The sequence below is a fragment of the Mangrovimonas sp. TPBH4 genome, assembly GCF_001280505.1.
Lineage (GTDB): Bacteria > Bacteroidota > Bacteroidia > Flavobacteriales > Flavobacteriaceae > Mangrovimonas_A.
Map to the genome: position 1 here is coordinate 173,773 of NZ_LBIO01000050.1, position 17,457 is coordinate 191,229.

Here is a 17,457-nt window from a genome sequence, read left to right on the forward strand (position 1 = left end):
AAATGCATAAGATAGATATCGACTTGGTAGAAATGACATTGGATGTCATGAAATACGTTATCGATAGAGTTTCCGCGACTGAACGCCAAATAGGTAAACCCAAAAAAGCAGAAGAGTTAAAAGTCTTGGTAGGTGAGACCATCACGCCAAAAGGAGTAGGAGGCGAATACGCCTTCGACCTTTGGAAAAAACACTTGGCTAATACCAATGTTCCTGTAGACCATCCCCGTAATTTAGCCTTTGTGCCAGCATCTCCAACAAGAGCAGCCATTATGTTCGACTTGGTGACCTCGGCATCCAGTATTCATGGAGCGTATTGGATGGAAGGTGCCGGAGGTATTTTCTGTGAAAATGAAGCCATGAAATGGATTGTATCCTTAACCGGCTTGCCAGAAGGCGCGTTTGGAGTGTTTACCAGTGGAGGAACTTCAGCCAACCTATCGGCCATCGTGACTGCACGTGAACATTGGAGACAGGACGATGCTTTTAAAAGAGAAAAAGGACTGATCATTACCTCAATTGGCGCCCATTCGTCTGTAAAGGCGATGGCAAAAGTAGCCGATGTGGATATCTTGTTGGTGGATTCCGAAGAATGTTTGACAGGAGAAGACTTGAAGAAAACCATTGCAACCTTAACGGAGCACGAGCGCAAATGTTTGTTTGCCGTGGTGGCTACAGGAGGAACTACCAATGCAGGAATTATAGATGATTTGGAAAGCATTGCTGAGGTGTGTGAAGCTGAAAATCTGTGGTTCCATGTAGATGCCGCTTATGGAGGAGGTGCTTTGGTAGCAGATTCCGTAAGACATCAATTTAAAGGTATTGAGCGTGCCGATAGTATAACCATCGACCCACATAAGTGGATGTTCTCTCCTTACGACTGTGGAGCGGTAATCTATAAAAATCCTGAGTTGGCCAAAAATGCACACTCACAGCAAGGTTCTTATTTGGATATTTTTAAGGATGAAGGGGCGCACGGTTTCAACCCAACCGATTATCAAATACAATTAACACGACGTGTACGCGGTTTGCCTTTATGGTTTTCATTGGCGACCCATGGTACCGATAGATATAAGGAAGCGGTTGAGCGAGGCATTGAATTGGCGCAAATTGCTGGTAAAATGATTAAGGAGCATGATAAGGTAGAATTGGTAAGAGAGCCAAGTTTGTCCTGTGTACTGTTCCGAAGAAAAGGATGGAGTCCAGAGGATTATACCGAATGGACCTACAGAAATCATAAGTCGGGATTTGCTTTGGTAACACCAACCAAATGGAAACAAGGTGATGCCTTTGAAACGGTGTCCCGTTTTTGTTTTATCAATCCAGATACCACAGAGAAGGATATTGAAATGATTTTAGATTCAATGAATTGATATTTTTTCAATTTTCAATATATAATTTCCCATTTAATTTTAATTTTGCACATGCAACACGATAAGATACTCATTTTAGACTTCGGTTCGCAGTACACGCAACTAATTGCAAGACGAGTTAGAGAGCTCAATATTTACTGTGAAATCCATCCATTCAACAAAGTTCCATCAACGGTAGAAGAGTACCAAGCGGTAATTCTTTCTGGTAGTCCATTTTCGGTTCGTGCCGAAGATGCACCTCACCCAGATTTATCAAAAATCCGTGGTAAAAAGCCTTTATTGGCTGTTTGTTATGGAGCGCAATATTTAGCACATTTCTCAGGAGGTGAAGTAGCGCCATCCAACACTCGTGAATACGGAAGAGCAAACCTATCATTTGTTAAGGGAGGAGAGTCCTTTTTCGAAAATATTTCAGAGGGAAGCCAAGTGTGGATGAGCCATAGTGACACCATCAAGCATTTACCTGAAAATGGAGTGTTGTTGGCGAGTACGCATGATGTTGAAAATGCGGCTTATAGAATTGAAGGGGAATCAACTTATGCTATCCAGTTCCACCCAGAAGTATACCATTCTACAGATGGAAAGCGTTTATTGCAGAACTTTTTGGTGAACATTGCTGGGGTAAACCAAGACTGGACGCCACAATCTTTTGTTGACGAAACAGTTGAGGATTTGAAAGCTCAATTAGGAAATGATAAAGTTGTTTTGGGATTGTCAGGAGGAGTGGATTCTTCCGTGGCGGCTATGCTATTGAACAAAGCAATTGGAGAAAATTTATATTGTATTTTCGTAAATAATGGCTTACTTCGTAAAAACGAATTTGAGGATGTACTGGATCAGTACAAGCACATGGGGCTTAACGTTAAAGGAGTCGATGCTTCGGCACGCTTTTTGGATGCTTTGGCAGGAAAGAGCGACCCTGAAGAAAAACGTAAAACCATTGGTCGTGTGTTCATTGAAGTATTTGATGATGAAGCCCACCAAATTCAGGATGTAAAATGGTTGGCTCAAGGAACCATCTATCCGGATGTTATTGAAAGTGTTTCGGCAACAGGAGGACCTAGTGCAACTATTAAAAGTCACCACAACGTAGGAGGATTGCCTGATTTTATGAAGCTGAAAGTTGTAGAGCCATTGAAAGCCTTGTTTAAGGATGAGGTTAGACGTGTAGGAGCATCTATGGGAATGGAGCCAGCTCTTTTGGGACGTCACCCTTTCCCTGGACCTGGATTGGGAATTAGAATTTTAGGTGATATTACGGCTGAAAAAGTTCGTATATTACAAGAGGTGGATGCCGTATTTATTCACGGATTGAAGTCCTGGGGACTTTATGACGATGTGTGGCAAGCAGGTGCCATCTTGTTGCCAATCAACAGTGTTGGAGTAATGGGAGATGAGCGTACCTATGAGCAATGTGTGGCCCTTAGAGCGGTTGAAAGTACCGATGGTATGACCGCTGATTGGGTGAATTTACCATATGAGTTCTTGCAAAAAACCTCGAACGAAATAATAAATAAGGTAAAAGGCGTTAATAGAGTAGTGTACGACATTAGTTCTAAGCCGCCAGCAACCATTGAATGGGAATAGTATAGTGAACGATTTATTGCCCCATAAACGTAAACAATAATTTAACCATATGAAAAAACTTGTTTTAATTACCCTGTTTACTCTAGCAAGTATTTGCTTTGTACAGGCTCAAAATTTTAAACAACATAAAGTAAAACAAGGAGAAACGATAGAGGAGATTGCCAAATTATATTTGGTAACTCCTTTTGACATTTATGCCCTTAACCCAGATGCCAAAAAGAAGCTAACGGTTGGGACGGTACTTATTATACCTACTTCCAAAATTCGTCCAGAAGAAGCTGTAACCGAAACAAAGGAAGTAATAGGCTACCGCTACCATAGGGCAAAGAAAAAGGAAACTTTGTACAGCATCTCCAAATTGTACAATGTGTCTGTGGAGGATATCAAAAAATACAATACCTACTTGTATGCCAATAATTTGAAGAAAGGTGATAAAATTAAAATCCCAAGATTCAAAACGGTTATAGCTAAGGCAGAACTAAGCAACACATTAAAAAAGTACACTGTAGAGCCTAAAGAAGGCAAATGGCGAGTGGCTTATAAATTTGGGATTACTGTTCCGGAATTAGAAGCTCTTAACCCAAACATGAATGAGGTGTTGCAGCCAGGAGATGTACTGAACGTACCAAATATAGCCGATAACGAGGAAAAAGCTATTGAGGAAGATTTCAATTATTATACGGTTCAGAAAAGTGAAGGCTATATGGCCTTGAATCGTAAGTTTGGTGTTACGCAGGAAGAATTGGAAACCCTTAATCCAGAATTGAAGGAAAGCGGATTGAAGTTGGGTATGGTAATCAAGGTACCAGCTACTGCCAATGCTGCTATTGCAGGTGAAGATATTGAAAATACAGATTTAACGAAAACCAATTTTGAAAATTTAAAGACCAAGCGTTTGGCTTTGATGTTGCCTTATAGATTGAACAGGATTGATGTAGATTCTGTTCAGGAAGCAAAAACAGCCATTAAAAATGATACTAGATTATCCATTTCCTTGGATTTTCATGTAGGGGTTGAAATGGCTTTGGATTCTGCAAAACAGTTGGGTATTTCTACAAATTTAAAGGTGTTTGATACCAGAGACCAATTGTCTGAGGTGTCCAATATTTTGAAGAACAATGATTTTTCAACCTACGATGCCATCATCGGACCGTTGTTCCCCAAAAATTTGGAACGTGTAGCGGCTAGTGTTAAAGGCGATCACATTCCCGTGATTTCTCCTTTTACAACTCCAGAAAACCTGTACGACAATGTGTTCCAAACCGTACCTTCCATCGAATTGATGCGAAAGGAAATGATTCGTTATGTGAAAAGCGATACGCTTCCGAAGCATATCGTAATTATTGCCGATGCCAAAAACAAGGTGGTTAGCGATCAATTGAAATCGGAGTTTGTTGCTGCGAAACAAATCTTCTCCAGAAAGGATAAGGATGGGAAGGATAGCAACTACATATTGATTTCGGATTTGGAGGATATGTTTTTGGAAGGGGAAAACATCGTGTTTTTGGAGACCCAAAATGAGGCTTTTGCTTCTAATGTAACCAGTATGTTAAATGGTTTGAACAACGAGGATCAGCAAATTGTTTTGATGACCACTCAAAATAGTTCGTTGTATGAAGAAGGAAAGAATATATCAAATTACCATTTGTCTAATTTGAATTTCACTTTTCCATCAGCCAACAAAACTTTGGCCACGCCCACTACTAATGGGTTTATTACAAAATATAAGAGTTTGTATGGTGTGGAACCAAATAAATTCGCTATCCGTGGTTTCGATTTGACTTTGGATATCCTGCTGCGTTTGGCTTCCAAGGAAGACTTGTATGAGGCAACTACTCCTGAATTGGAAACAGAATATTTGGAGAATAAATTTAGATATACTAAAAAATATTTTGGAGGTTATTATAATGAAGCTGTTTACATTGTGAAGTATAAGGACTTAACAAAAGTTGAAGCGGAATAGGCTTTCAGAACAATATTCAATACTAACATAATCCCTAAAAACGTTACCTAGATATGACAGGTATGAAATTTTTAGGGATTTGTTGTGTTTTATGGTTGGGCTTCCTTGGTGTTAATGAAGAACGTTTGTCATGGCGGGAAGATTTTAAGTTAACTTGGACAGATTTTAAAGGCGAACCCAAAAGTGACTCTGAAGCAGCTGCTGTGACGGCCTCAGGAATCAGTTTTTCGTATAGTATTACAGAATCTAAAAAAGGTATAGAAACTTTTACTACGAAGGTAGAAGCTCATTTTTACCCTAAAAAATCTTGGGTTCTAAAACAAGAGGCTACAACTCATATTTTGGGACATGAACAGTTGCATTTTGATATCACAGAACTTCATGTTAGGAAGTTCAGAAAGGCTCTCGGCAAGTTGAAAGTATCTAAATCTTTAAAGGCTGATATAGATAGTTTACATAAATCCGTTAATGAGGAGTTGGCCAAAACCCAAAAGCAATACGATACCGAGAGTGATTATTCAAGGAATTTGGAAGCCCAAGCGCGATGGCGACAATTGGTAGCCCACGAACTCGAAAAACTTAAGGATTTTAAATCTAAAGATTAAATGTTAGGACTAGACAAAGAATTTTTGATAAAATTGGCACATACAAAAATGCCTTTTGGGAAATACGAGGGGCGAGACCTCATTGACCTTCCCGAACATTATGTGGTGTGGTACCACAATAAAGGCTTTCCCAAAGGAAAATTGGGAGACATGCTACAAATGGTGTATGAGCTAAAAGTAAATGGCTTGGAGGATTTGATTAGAAATATCAAAAAAAGGTATCCAAAATAAGGCTGTCTATTCATGCTCATAAAGACGAAGGCGGTTTTGTAAATTGTTGAGTTCCGCCTGTAGGGCATCTACTTTGTGCAATAGATTAAAAACAATGTCAATACCTTCTATGTTAAGGTTGAGTTCGCGCTGCATTCGGAGCACTTTGTCCAATGAACTTAAGGAATCGGTATCTAGGTAATATTGTTTTTCTACGGTAATTATAGAAATAAGCCCAATATCTTCTAGCTCTTCCAAAAATGAAATCGTAACGTTGTACGAGCTGCAAAGTGTGGCTAAGGGAATATAGTGAGAGGTGTCCATGATTATCGTAATTTTGCTAATTCTTCAAACAATACCTTTTCTTTTTCAGAAAGGTTGGTAGGCGTTTTAATGTGGTAGGTTACATATAGGTCTCCAAATTGGCCTTCTTTTTTATATACAGGAAAGCCTTTGCCCTTTAATTTAACTTTGGTGCCATTTTGAGTTTCAGGCTTTACCTTTAGTTTTAATTTGCCGTCAAACGCATCAATAAGCACTTCACCACCCAAAACGGCTGTGTACAAATCCAGATCTACATCAGAATACAGGTTATTGTGATCACGTTTGAATTTGCTATGGTTGTTGATGGAGAACTTTATGTGTAGGTCTCCATTGGGGCCTCCATTAATGCCTTCGCCTCCATAACCTTTTATTCTTATAATTTGTCCATTTCTAACACCTGCAGGAATGGTTAATCTTATATTTTTACCATTAACGGTCAAAGTGCGTTTGTGGGTTTTGTAAACATCTTCCAAGTCCAACTGCAATTCTGCATTATAATCCTGGCCTCTAAATTTTGGGTGGCCATGACTCTGTCCTCTAAAGCCGCCACCAGTGCCTCCACCAAACATGGAGCTGAAAAAATCTGAAAAATCCTCTTCAGAAAATCGGCCAGAGGAACTTTGGTATTGGGCCCTTTGGGATTGCTGTTGGCGCTGTGCTTCCTCAAAGGCTTCTGAGTGTTGCCAATCCTTTCCGTATTTATCATATTTTTTTCGGTTTTCAGGATGGCTCAACACTTCATTGGCCTCGTTGATTTCCTTGAATTTCTTTTCAGCTTCCTTGTCGTTAGGGTTGAGGTCCGGATGATATTTTCGAGCCAGTTTGCGGTAGGCTTTCTTGATGTCGCTTTCCGAGGCATTTTTGTCGACACCAAGTATCGTGTAATAATCTATAAATCTCATACGGTGTGAGTTTTAAAAAAGCCAATGCTTGGCAATACAATGATAAATCCTAATGGAGATTAACTAATTTCGGGTATTTTTTTTAAAATATCAAGTAGGACTCTGTTTAATTGAAAACCATTGTGTAAAGCAAATGCCAATTTGCTAAAAGCATCCCAAATAACTGAAAAACTATGTGCCATAACTATTTAAATTTTGTAAATTTGCCTGCGTTTAAAAGCGCAACATGACAACTGATACAAAATACATTTTTGTAACCGGAGGGGTTACATCTTCACTAGGAAAAGGAATTATTGCGGCATCACTGGCCAAATTGCTTCAGGCACAAGGTTACAGAACTACCATTCAAAAATTAGATCCCTACATTAATGTGGATCCTGGTACCTTGAACCCATACGAGCATGGAGAATGCTATGTGACTGATGATGGAGCTGAAACCGATTTGGATTTAGGACATTATGAGCGTTTTTTGAATGTGCCTACAAGCCAGTCTAACAACGTAACTACAGGAAGAATTTACCAGAGCGTGATCCAAAAGGAGCGTCGTGGTGAATTTCTTGGGAAAACCGTACAGGTAATTCCTCACATCACAGACGAAATCAAGCACCGAATCCAAATTTTAGGGAACTCGGGAGACTATGATATTGTTATCACTGAAATAGGTGGAACTGTGGGGGATATTGAGTCCTTACCTTATGTGGAAGCCGTGCGCCAATTGCGTTGGGATTTGGGTGAACAAAACGGAATCGTGATTCACCTTACTTTGGTACCTTATTTATCGGCAGCGGGAGAGTTGAAAACAAAACCAACCCAACACAGTGTAAAAACCTTGATGGAAAGTGGAGTGCAGGCGGACATTTTGGTGTGCCGTACCGAACACGAATTGCCAGAAGATTTAAGAAGAAAATTGGCATTGTTCTGCAACGTTAGGGAAGAGGCCGTAATTCAATCTATCGATGCCTCTACTATCTATGATGTGCCTAACTTGATGTTGGAGCAAGGCTTGGATAAAGTCGTGTTGAAAAAATTAGGATTGCAAAGCGATACGCCAAATTTAGAGCGTTGGAACCAATTCTTGAACCGTCATAAAAATCCGAAGGAAGAAGTTACCATTGGATTGATTGGAAAATACGTAGAATTACAGGATTCTTATAAATCTATTTTGGAATCCTTTATCCATGCAGGAGCAGAAAATGAAGTGAAGGTGAAAGTGGAGTCCATCCACTCTGAGCATTTAACACCTAAAAGCGCCGCCAAAAAGTTAGCACATTTAGATGCTGTTTTGGTAGCACCTGGTTTTGGAGAGCGTGGTATTGAAGGAAAAATTGAAGCGGTAAGATATGTGCGTGAAAACAACATTCCATTTTTGGGAATTTGTTTAGGGATGCAAATGGCAGTTATTGAATATTCCAGAAATGTTTTAGGATTGAAAGATGCCAACTCCACGGAAATGGATCCAGATACACAACATCCAGTAATTGACCTTATGGAATCCCAAAAAACAGTAACCGAAAAAGGTGGGACCATGCGTTTAGGGGCTTGGAGCTGTGAGTTGTTGGACGGTAGCATTGCAAAGGATGTGTATGGAGAGCGTCAAATTGAAGAACGTCATAGACACCGTTACGAGTTTAACAACGACTTCAAAACACAGATTGAGGACGCAGGAATGAAAGCCACGGGATTAAATCCAGACACCGGATTGGTGGAAATTGTAGAAATTCCTGAAAACAATTGGTTTGTAGGGGTGCAGTACCATCCAGAATATAAGAGTACCGTAGCCAACCCTCATCCATTATTTGTGGCCTTTGTAAAGGCGGCCTTGAGCTTCAAAAAGAATAAAAAAGGTGCCAGTGTGGCACAAAACTAAAAAGTGGACAAGGTTTTGTACAGCTTGCCACAAGACATTTAGATATAATTCATGGAAGAAAAGAAAATTGATGTTAACTCCATTGTAGGCTTTGTGCTTATTTTTGGAATCTTATTGTACATGCTTTGGAAAAACCAGCCAACTCCAGAGGAGATTGCTGAACAGGAAAAAGCAAAACAAGAACAAGTTGAGGCAGAACAAAAGGCCAAAGCTAAAGAGGATAGTTTTGTAACCTCTGCCGAAGATTTTTCTAATACTGGGGCTTTGGACTCTACAGCCCTAGAGCAATTAAAAATCAAATTAGGGCCCTTTGCCTATGCGTCGTCCTTGCCTTCTGCAAAAGATGAGGTAACCTTGGTGGAGAATGAGGTGTTGGCCCTTAAATTTAACAATAAGGGAGGATACCTTTCAGAAGTTAAGTTAAAGCAGTTTGTCGATTACGATTCGGTGCCAATTTATATGGTGAAGGATGGTAACACGCAATTCAATATCAATTTTGGAACTTCCGATAATAGAATCCTTAATACCCAAGATCTTTATTTTCAGCCAACAATTACCAAAAGTGGCGAGAACACTATAGTTTCCATGAAACTTAAAGTTTCTGAAACCAATTTTTTGGAGTATAGATATGAGTTGAAACCAAACGATTATATGGTTGGCTTTTCTGTGAAATCCCAAGGTTTAGGAAATGTATTCAACAGCTCTCAGCCAATAGATTTATCTTGGGGCTTAAAGGGGATTCGCCATGACAAGAGTATCCAATACGAAAACCGTTATACTCGTTTGACCTACCAATACGATGGTAAAAAAATAGACAAATTGGCTCAGGCCGGTGAAGACGAGGAAACCGAAGAAAATGTGGAATGGATTTCTTTCCGTCAGCACTTCTTTAGCTCTATTTTGGTAACCGATGTACCTTTTAAAAGTGTACAGATGGAGTCCGAGAACTTGGTTGAGGACGATGATGTGGACACCCTCTTTACCAAAAAGTACTTAGCCAAATTGCCATTGGAGTTTAAAGGTGGAGAGTTGGCTGAAAACATGGGAATGTATTTTGGTCCAACAGACAGCAAGGTTTTAAAGAAATATGACAGAAATCTTGAAGAGAGTATTCCATTAGGTTGGGGGATTTTTGGCTGGATCAACAAATCGGTATTTATTCCGTTGTTTGCAATGCTAAGTTCTTTCTTACCGTATGGTTTTGCTATTATTGTTATGACCATTTTGGTGAAAATCCTATTGTCGTTTGTGCAGTATAAGCAGTTTTTGTCTCAGGCTAAAATGAAAATTTTGAAGCCAGAACTAGACGCTCTTAGAGAGAAGTACAAGGACAATAAAATGAAAATGCAGCAGGAAACCATGAGTTTGCAAAGCCGTGCAGGGGCTAGTCCGTTGAGCGGATGTTTACCTGGATTGATGCAGATTCCTGTGTTCTACGCATTGTTTATGTTCTTCCCATCTGCTTTCGATTTACGTCAGAAGAAATTTCTTTGGGTAGAAGATTTATCATCTTATGATGTGATTGCCGAATTACCATTCAAGATTCCTTTTTATGGAGATCACATCAGTTTGTTCCCAATTTTGGCAGCTGTGGCGATATTCTTTTATATGAGAATGACCACCGGACAGCAAATGGCAAATCAACCAACTCAGGAAGGGATGCCAGACATGCAAAAAATGATGAAGGTGATGTTGTATATGTCACCGTTAATGATGTTGGTATTCTTTAACCAATATGCATCTGGTTTGAGTTTGTATTACTTCATCTCTAACTTGATTAGTATTGGAATTATGTTGGTGATCAAAAACTTTATCATCGATGAAGATAAGGTGCTGGCTAAAATTCAGCATAAAAAGAAACAGCCTAAAAAGGAGAGTCGTTTGCAGAAGAAAATGAAGGAAATGATGGAACAGGCCGAACAGCAACAAAAGGCGCAACAGCGCAGAAAATAAATTCAAAAAAGCTGCCTGTTTACAGGTGGCTTTTTTGTTCTATAACATTTGTATTAAATTTTCGTTTAATATTGCAAAAGCAATAATTTCTTTAACAGGACGCTCAAATTTTTACTCTATGAAATTGAAGTATATTCAAATAATGTTATGTTTTTTGGCAACTTCCGTGATGTTGGCCCAACAGATCAACCAGTTTGACAGTAAGGGATTAAGACATGGAATTTGGCGTAAAAATTTCCATGAAACCAAACAACCTCGTTATGAGGGAGAATTCAACCACGGAAAGGAAATAGGGGTGTTTAAATACTATACGTTGAACAACAAAAAGAGTGTGTTGAGCGCCACGAAAACCTTCAATCCAAACAATGATATTGCAGAGGTGAAATTCTTTTCATCTACAGGAAAGCTTATTAGCGAAGGAAAGATGAATGGGAAACTGTATATGGGAAAATGGGTGTACTACCACAACAAAACCAACGCCATCATGTCCACCGAAACTTATAATAATCAAGGGAATTTGGACGGGGAAAAACTGGTGTACTATGACAATGGACAGATTGCCGAAAGAGTGAATTACGTGAATGGAAAAATACAAGGTGTGTCCAGATGGTATTCGGAAACAGGGGTGGTGTTAAAAGAGTTCCATTATGTGAACGATGAACTTCACGGCGAAGCCAAATATTACAATGACGAAGGGCAGTTATTGGTCGAAGGAAACTACAAGCGTGATAGAAAAGATGGTATTTGGAAATACTATAAGGATGGCAAACTTGAGGAAGAAAAAGACTTTACCAAAAAGAGCAAAAATCCTTACAAACAATAGGTTAAAGCTATCAAGGCTATAATGTTTTATAATGGTAACTTTAAGAGGTTACCATTTTTTATTTTGTAATTTTGCAATGTATAATCAAATTCAATCACTTACATAAATGAAACGAGTTATCGTAGGCCTTTCAGGAGGAGTAGATTCCAGTGTGGCAGCCTATTTGTTAAAGGAACAAGGCTATGAGGTTATTGGGCTTTTTATGAAGAATTGGCACGATGATTCGGTGACAATTTCTGATGAATGTCCTTGGCTTGACGATAGCAATGATGCCATGTTGGTAGCCGATAAATTGGGGATTCCTTTCCAAACGGTCGATTTAAGTGAGCAGTACAAAGAACGTATTGTAGATTATATGTTTGACGAATACCAACGCGGCCGAACTCCTAATCCTGACGTGCTTTGTAATCGTGAAATCAAGTTTGACGTTTTTATGAGAATTGCCTTGGATTTGGGTGCTGATTATGTGGCAACAGGACATTACTGCAGAAAAGGAACGATTCAAAAGGATGGAGAAGAAATTTATCAATTGTTGGCAGGGGTAGATGGCAATAAGGACCAATCCTATTTTCTATGCCAACTATCGCAGGAGCAATTATCCAAAGCACTTTTTCCAATTGGGGAATTGACAAAGCCAGAAGTTAGGGAAATTGCCACAAAATTAAATTTGGTTACCGCTGATAAAAAGGATTCCCAAGGACTGTGTTTTATTGGTAAAGTTAGACTTCCAGAATTTTTACAACAAAAGTTAATGCCGAAGGAAGGTGTAATTGTAGAAGTTCCTTCGGATACGGAAGTATACTTAAATGGGACTTCTAATTTCGATTCCAAAGAAGAAGAACTTCAATATTTAACTAAAAAAATAGACTACCATATCACTGATGGAAAGGTGGTAGGAAAACATCAGGGCGCCCATTATTTCACAAAAGGCCAGCGTAAAGGTCTTGGTGTAGGTGGTACTGTGGAGCCATTGTTCGTTATCGATACTGATGTTGAAGAAAATGTCATTTATACAGGCCAAGGGAAAGACCATCCTGGTTTGTTAAAGCGTGCCCTTTTTGTGGCTAATGACGAGGTGCATTGGATACGAGAAGATTTGGAACTCCACCAAGGAGAAACAATGGAAGTCAAGGCGCGTATTAGGTACAGGCAGCCGTTGGAACCTGCAACTTTGTACAAAGTTGAGAACGGACTTTACGTGGAATTTCAAAACTTACAATCGGCCATTACTGAGGGGCAATTTGTAGCTTGGTATCTAGGAGAGGAATTGGTAGGATCGGGAGTAATTTCTTAAATTGCACCAACCGATTCCCAAATACAACTAGATGTTAAAAAAAATATTGCTGTTTGGCATACTTGCCATAGGTTATTTGGGCCATGCCCAAGAAGATGCATGGGTATATCTTACCGATAAATTGGATGTTGAGGCATCCATCAACAATCCCATATCCATTTTATCACAGGCGGCCATCGATCGAAAAAATGCGCATGGCATTCCTATAGATAATCGCGATGTTCCTGTTAACGAAGCTTATATTTCAACGCTTAAAACCCAAATAGGCATTACTGTTTTGGCTAAATCCAAATGGTTCAATGCTGTGCATGTTCGAGGAGCCCAAACAGATATTTCTGCATTATTGGACTTGCCTTTTGTAGACAGTATCGACTTTGCCGATAATAGCTTGGACCTTTCTTCGGGAAAAATGGCAGCGCTTCAAAATAAATTCAGTTTAGAAGAAACCACTGCCGATTTTGTTTATGGAAATGCCCAAAACCAAGTTGAAATGCTCAATTTGGAAACCTTACATCAACTCGATTTTACGGGAGAAGGTATTGTAATTGCAGTATTGGATGCGGGATTTCCAAATGTCAATACCATGGCTGGATTCCAAAGATTACGAGACAATGATGATTTATTGGATGGCTATGATTTTGTGAATAGAACCGAAGATGTCTATACCTACTCAGATAATGATCATGGGACACGTGTGTTGAGCACCATGGCAGGTTACGTGGAAGATCAATTTGTAGGAACCGCTCCAGATGCCTCTTATTATCTTTTTAGAACTGAAGATGCGGGAAGTGAAAATCCTGTAGAGGAAAGTTATTGGGTGGAAGCTGCCGAGCGTGCCGATAGTTTGGGAGTGCACATTATCAATTCATCTTTGGGCTATAACGAATATGACAATCCTAATTATAGCTACACTACAGCAGATATGAATGGAAACACGGCTTTTATTTCAAAAGGAGCCAATATTGCTTTTGAAAAAGGTATTTTGGTAGTGTCTTCAGCAGGAAATTCTGGGGCAACTGCATGGCAAATTGTTGGAGCACCGGCTGATGCTGCCAATGTACTTTCTGTAGGCGCTGTGGATTCGGAAGGAAATTATGCGGCATTCAGTTCTCAAGGAAATGAAACGCAGCCTACCCAAAAACCAGATGTTGTGGCTCAAGGAGCAGGAGCGTCCATTATTAGTCCGAGTGATGCTTTGGTATCCAATAGCGGGACTTCTTTTAGTGGTCCAATTATTGCTGGTGCCGCGGCTTCTTTGTGGCAGGCTTTTCCATTGGAAACGAATGCAGAAATTAAGCAACGGATCCAATCATCTTCCTCTCAATATGATTCGCCTGACAATTTGTTAGGCTTTGGCATTCCAGATTTTGGATTGGCCTATGATATGCTCTTGTCCTTGCATGAGATGAGTTTAGATGAAATTCATTTGTATCCCAATCCTATTAGAGAAGAATTGACCATTCAAATGGGAACGCTTTATGAGGAAACAACATATTCCTTGTGTAATCTCCAAGGGAAGGAATTACAATCAGGAACATTGACAAAATCCGTGGAAGATATTAGCTTTTCTGGCTTGGCTCAAGGCATGTATGTATTTTCCTTGAAAACGAAAACACAAATCAAATCGGTAAAACTTATCAAACTATAAATGACAAATAGAATTACATCACTTTTCGATATAGAATACCCCATAGTTCAAGCAGGAATGATATGGAACAGTGGCTGGAGACTGGCGTCTGCAGCCAGTAATGCTGGTATATTGGGATTGATTGGTGCAGGCTCTATGTATCCAGAAGTACTGCGAGAACACATCCAAAAATGTAAAAAGGCAACAACAAAACCTTTTGGGGTGAACGTCCCAATGTTGTACCCGAACATTGAAGAAATTATGGATATCATTGTGGAGGAAGGTGTAAAGATTGTCTTCACTTCGGCGGGAAATCCTAAAACGTGGACGTCTTGGCTGCAAGAGCGAGGCATTACAGTTGTGCATGTAGTAAGCAGTGTGAAATTTGCGTTGAAAGCCCAAGAGGCAGGAGTGGACGCTATTGTTGCTGAAGGTTTTGAGGCAGGAGGACATAATGGTCGTGATGAAACAACTACGTTGACGCTGATTCCTATGGTGAAGGAGCAGTTACAAATTCCATTGATTGCTGCTGGGGGAATTGCTACAGGAAGAGGGATGTTGGCAGCCATGGTTTTGGGAGCTGATGGTGTTCAGGTAGGAAGCCGTTTTGTGGCAAGTGAAGAATCTTCTGCTCACATGGCCTTTAAAGAAGTGGTGGTAAATGCTAAAGAAGGGGACACGCAATTAACTTTAAAGGAACTGGCGCCAGTGCGTTTGGTGAAAAATAAGTTCTTTAATGATATCCAGGAACTGTATATCAAAAGTCCTTCGGTGGAGGATTTGAAAGCACTTTTGGGAAGAGCTAGAGCTAAAAAGGGCATGTTTGAAGGGGATTTGGAAGAAGGAGAATTGGAAATTGGCCAGATTGCTGGTTTGATACACGATATCAAGCCCGTTCAAGACATTGTAACTGATATGGTTCGGGAATTTAGAGCAGCTCATTCCGAAATGCAAGCATTAAAAATTTAGGGGTTTTTATCAGAGAAAGGAAGGCAGTTTGCCAACTGTAAACTAAAACGGTAAGCCATAAAATAACAAAAAGGAGATCTTGTCTCCTTTTTGTTTGAAACCATTCACGACTTAATCTTTAAAATCCCTCAAAAATTATGGCGTAAAAAGTTTCAACTAGAACTAACTCAAATAATTACTTAAATTTAGGAATTAAATGCTTTTGTTAAAAGGAATTCCTAAAGGAGTTATTAACAATTTTAAATGTAATTAATTGATTTGTAATTAAATACAGTGTTTCGGCTTCTTCTTTACTATACGTTATAAAAGCATATCTTTGTCGCATTAAAAAGAATAACGTGAATCTTTCCCTTTATACCAAAGAGTTTAAATACAATTGGAAGTTGGCAGCCCCCGTGATGTTAGGGATGTTGGGCCATACTTTTGTGAGCTTTGTAGACAACGTTATGGTGGGGCAGTTGGGGACCGCCGAATTGGCGGCAGTGTCCTTGGGGAACAGTTTTATGTTTATCGCCATGTCCTTAGGAATAGGCTTTTCTACGGCCATTACGCCTTTGGTTGCGGAAGCCGATGGTGCCGAGGATTTTCAACAAGGAAAATCAGCGTTTAAACACGGCTTGTTTTTGTGTACGCTCTTGGGCATATTGTTGTTCTTGGTGGTTTATTTTTCCAAACCGTTAATGTATTTGATGAAACAACCTACAGAGGTTGTTGAATATGCCATGCCTTATTTGGATTTGGTGGCATTTTCCTTGATTCCATTAATCGTGTTTCAGGCTTTTAAGCAATTCAGTGATGGTTTGTCCATGACCAAATACCCTATGTATGCTACCTTATTGGGCAACATAGTAAATGTCGTATTGAATTATATTTTCATTTTTGGAAAGTTTGGGTTTCCAGAACTAGGAATTGTTGGTGCTGCTTACGGAACCTTGGCATCCAGATTTATAATGGTGGCTTTCTTATGGATGTTGTTAATGAAAAAAGAAAAATCCAAGGCCTTTGTAACCCATATTAAAATATTTGTACTCGATAGATTGATGCTGCGCCAGCTTTTAAAACTGGGAACCCCTAGTGCCATGCAAATGTTTTTTGAAGTAGCCATTTTTACTGGTGCTATTTGGTTAAGTGGGTTGTTAGGGAAAAATCCCCAAGCGGCCAATCAAATTGCATTAAACCTATCTTCAATGACCTTTATGGTTGCCACAGGACTTAGTGTGGCTGCCATGATTAGAGTAGGAAACCAAAAAGGACTTCAAAATTATAAGGAATTAAGACGAATTGCCTTCTCCATCTTTTTAATGGGTTTTATCTTTGCGGTGGTTTTTGGACTGTTTTTTTACGCCTTCCACGGAAGTTTACCGAAACTATATGTCGATTTTAATGATGCCAAAAACGCCATGGATAATGCCGAAGTGGTGGGGATAGCTTCGACTTTGCTAATTGTTGCAGGTTTTTTTCAGATTAGTGATAGTATCCAAGTGGTGATGTTGGGAGCCTTGAGAGGTTTACAGGATGTAAAAATACCAACAATCATTACTTTTATATCCTATTGGGTCATTGGGTTTCCGGTTTGTGTGTTTTTGGGGAAGGAAGAAGCCTATGGCAGTTTTGGGATTTGGATAGGCCTTTTGGCTGGTTTGACAGCAGCGGCCATTTTATTGTACATCAGGTTCAATTATTTGACCAATAAATTAATAGAAACAAACAAATTAGATTCATAATACACGATGGAATTACCAAAATTTTTATTGGGAGACAACACCGATTTCCCTGAAGCCATTTATATTGTACATACCGATTTTCCCAGGTTCATCATCAATTTGGAAAACGATGATATTGAATGGTTGGAAGAGTTCGACGAACACGATCAAAAGGAAGTGGAGGCTGAAATTGAAAATTTGATTAATGCAGCTACCGACTTTTATGACCGTGAAGTGGAACGTTACGAAGAGTAGGC

General features: G+C 39.5%; 15 protein-coding genes. 13 read left to right on the forward strand and 2 right to left on the reverse strand.

Translation table 11 applies throughout. The annotated features are described in order from the left end of the window. Positions 1-2: 2 nt before the first annotated feature. From ZA05_RS11430 to ZA05_RS11450, 5 genes are read left to right on the forward strand one after another with little or no spacing between them, the layout of a single operon-like run. A complete protein-coding gene (locus ZA05_RS11430; RefSeq protein ID WP_053991813.1) occupies positions 3-1,373 on the forward strand; it encodes an aminotransferase class V-fold PLP-dependent enzyme in 1,371 nt (456 codons plus the stop codon). Positions 1,374-1,424: 51 nt separating this feature from the next. After that, on the forward strand, positions 1,425-2,960 hold the full coding sequence (gene guaA / locus ZA05_RS11435; RefSeq protein WP_053991814.1) for a glutamine-hydrolyzing GMP synthase: 1,536 nt from the start codon (positions 1,425-1,427) through the stop codon (positions 2,958-2,960). Between the two features lie 49 nt (positions 2,961-3,009). Beyond that, a complete protein-coding gene (locus ZA05_RS11440) occupies positions 3,010-4,923 on the forward strand; it encodes a LysM peptidoglycan-binding domain-containing protein (RefSeq protein ID WP_053991815.1) in 1,914 nt (637 codons plus the stop codon). Positions 4,924-4,976: 53 nt separating this feature from the next. Beyond that, a complete protein-coding gene (locus ZA05_RS11445) occupies positions 4,977-5,528 on the forward strand; it encodes a DUF922 domain-containing protein (RefSeq protein WP_082333753.1) in 552 nt (183 codons plus the stop codon). Then, positions 5,529-5,759 (forward strand): DUF3820 family protein, encoded by a 231-nt coding sequence (locus ZA05_RS11450; RefSeq protein WP_053991816.1) that lies wholly within the window; start codon positions 5,529-5,531, stop codon positions 5,757-5,759. It begins immediately after the preceding gene. Between the two features lie 6 nt (positions 5,760-5,765). On the opposite strand, the gene ZA05_RS11455 is transcribed toward ZA05_RS11450, so the two are convergent. Together ZA05_RS11455 and ZA05_RS11460 are read right to left on the reverse strand one after the other, a co-directional pair. Next, the gene (locus ZA05_RS11455) at positions 5,766-6,062 is read right to left on the reverse strand and encodes a chaperone modulator CbpM (RefSeq protein WP_053991817.1); all 297 of its coding nucleotides are present in this window, start codon (positions 6,060-6,062) and stop codon (positions 5,766-5,768) included. Positions 6,063-6,064: 2 nt separating this feature from the next. Further along, positions 6,065-6,964, reverse strand: a complete 900-nt coding sequence (locus tag ZA05_RS11460) for a DnaJ C-terminal domain-containing protein (RefSeq protein ID WP_053991818.1) — start codon at positions 6,962-6,964, stop codon at positions 6,065-6,067. 226 nt (positions 6,965-7,190) lie between these two features. On the opposite strand from ZA05_RS11460, the gene ZA05_RS11465 reads away from it, so the two are divergent. From ZA05_RS11465 to ZA05_RS11500, 8 genes are all read left to right on the forward strand, one after another. Beyond that, positions 7,191-8,831 (forward strand): CTP synthase, encoded by a 1,641-nt coding sequence (locus ZA05_RS11465; RefSeq protein ID WP_053991819.1) that lies wholly within the window; start codon positions 7,191-7,193, stop codon positions 8,829-8,831. A gap of 51 nt (positions 8,832-8,882) precedes the next feature. Beyond that, positions 8,883-10,784 carry a membrane protein insertase YidC gene (gene yidC, locus ZA05_RS11470; protein ID WP_053991820.1) on the forward strand — a complete coding sequence of 634 codons (1,902 nt, stop codon included), beginning with the start codon at positions 8,883-8,885 and terminating at the stop codon, positions 10,782-10,784. A 118-nt stretch (positions 10,785-10,902) separates the two neighbouring features. Beyond that, on the forward strand, positions 10,903-11,607 hold the full coding sequence (locus tag ZA05_RS11475) for a toxin-antitoxin system YwqK family antitoxin (protein WP_053991821.1): 705 nt from the start codon (positions 10,903-10,905) through the stop codon (positions 11,605-11,607). Between the two features lie 106 nt (positions 11,608-11,713). Next, a complete protein-coding gene (gene mnmA / locus ZA05_RS11480; RefSeq protein ID WP_053991822.1) occupies positions 11,714-12,901 on the forward strand; it encodes a tRNA 2-thiouridine(34) synthase MnmA in 1,188 nt (395 codons plus the stop codon). A gap of 31 nt (positions 12,902-12,932) precedes the next feature. Next, positions 12,933-14,549, forward strand: a complete 1,617-nt coding sequence (locus ZA05_RS11485) for a S8 family serine peptidase (RefSeq protein WP_053991823.1) — start codon at positions 12,933-12,935, stop codon at positions 14,547-14,549. Further along, positions 14,550-15,497, forward strand: a complete 948-nt coding sequence (locus tag ZA05_RS11490; RefSeq protein ID WP_053991824.1) for a nitronate monooxygenase family protein — start codon at positions 14,550-14,552, stop codon at positions 15,495-15,497. It abuts the gene before it with no gap. A 338-nt stretch (positions 15,498-15,835) separates the two neighbouring features. After that, on the forward strand, positions 15,836-17,221 hold the full coding sequence (locus ZA05_RS11495; RefSeq protein WP_053991825.1) for an MATE family efflux transporter: 1,386 nt from the start codon (positions 15,836-15,838) through the stop codon (positions 17,219-17,221). Positions 17,222-17,227: 6 nt separating this feature from the next. After that, on the forward strand, positions 17,228-17,455 hold the full coding sequence (locus tag ZA05_RS11500) for a hypothetical protein (RefSeq protein WP_053991826.1): 228 nt from the start codon (positions 17,228-17,230) through the stop codon (positions 17,453-17,455). The last annotated feature ends 2 nt before the right edge of the window (positions 17,456-17,457 follow it).

Coding starts and splice junctions, on each gene's coding strand:
- ZA05_RS11430 (WP_053991813.1), top strand. CDS start 3: ATGCATAAGATAGATATCGACTTGGTAGAAATGACATTGGATGTCATG.
- guaA (WP_053991814.1), top strand. CDS start 1,425: ATGCAACACGATAAGATACTCATTTTAGACTTCGGTTCGCAGTACACG.
- ZA05_RS11440 (WP_053991815.1), top strand. CDS start 3,010: ATGAAAAAACTTGTTTTAATTACCCTGTTTACTCTAGCAAGTATTTGC.
- ZA05_RS11445 (WP_082333753.1), top strand. CDS start 4,977: ATGACAGGTATGAAATTTTTAGGGATTTGTTGTGTTTTATGGTTGGGC.
- ZA05_RS11450 (WP_053991816.1), top strand. CDS start 5,529: ATGTTAGGACTAGACAAAGAATTTTTGATAAAATTGGCACATACAAAA.
- ZA05_RS11455 (WP_053991817.1), bottom strand. CDS start 6,062: ATGGACACCTCTCACTATATTCCCTTAGCCACACTTTGCAGCTCGTAC.
- ZA05_RS11460 (WP_053991818.1), bottom strand. CDS start 6,964: ATGAGATTTATAGATTATTACACGATACTTGGTGTCGACAAAAATGCC.
- ZA05_RS11465 (WP_053991819.1), top strand. CDS start 7,191: ATGACAACTGATACAAAATACATTTTTGTAACCGGAGGGGTTACATCT.
- yidC (WP_053991820.1), top strand. CDS start 8,883: ATGGAAGAAAAGAAAATTGATGTTAACTCCATTGTAGGCTTTGTGCTT.
- ZA05_RS11475 (WP_053991821.1), top strand. CDS start 10,903: ATGAAATTGAAGTATATTCAAATAATGTTATGTTTTTTGGCAACTTCC.
- mnmA (WP_053991822.1), top strand. CDS start 11,714: ATGAAACGAGTTATCGTAGGCCTTTCAGGAGGAGTAGATTCCAGTGTG.
- ZA05_RS11485 (WP_053991823.1), top strand. CDS start 12,933: ATGTTAAAAAAAATATTGCTGTTTGGCATACTTGCCATAGGTTATTTG.
- ZA05_RS11490 (WP_053991824.1), top strand. CDS start 14,550: ATGACAAATAGAATTACATCACTTTTCGATATAGAATACCCCATAGTT.
- ZA05_RS11500 (WP_053991826.1), top strand. CDS start 17,228: ATGGAATTACCAAAATTTTTATTGGGAGACAACACCGATTTCCCTGAA.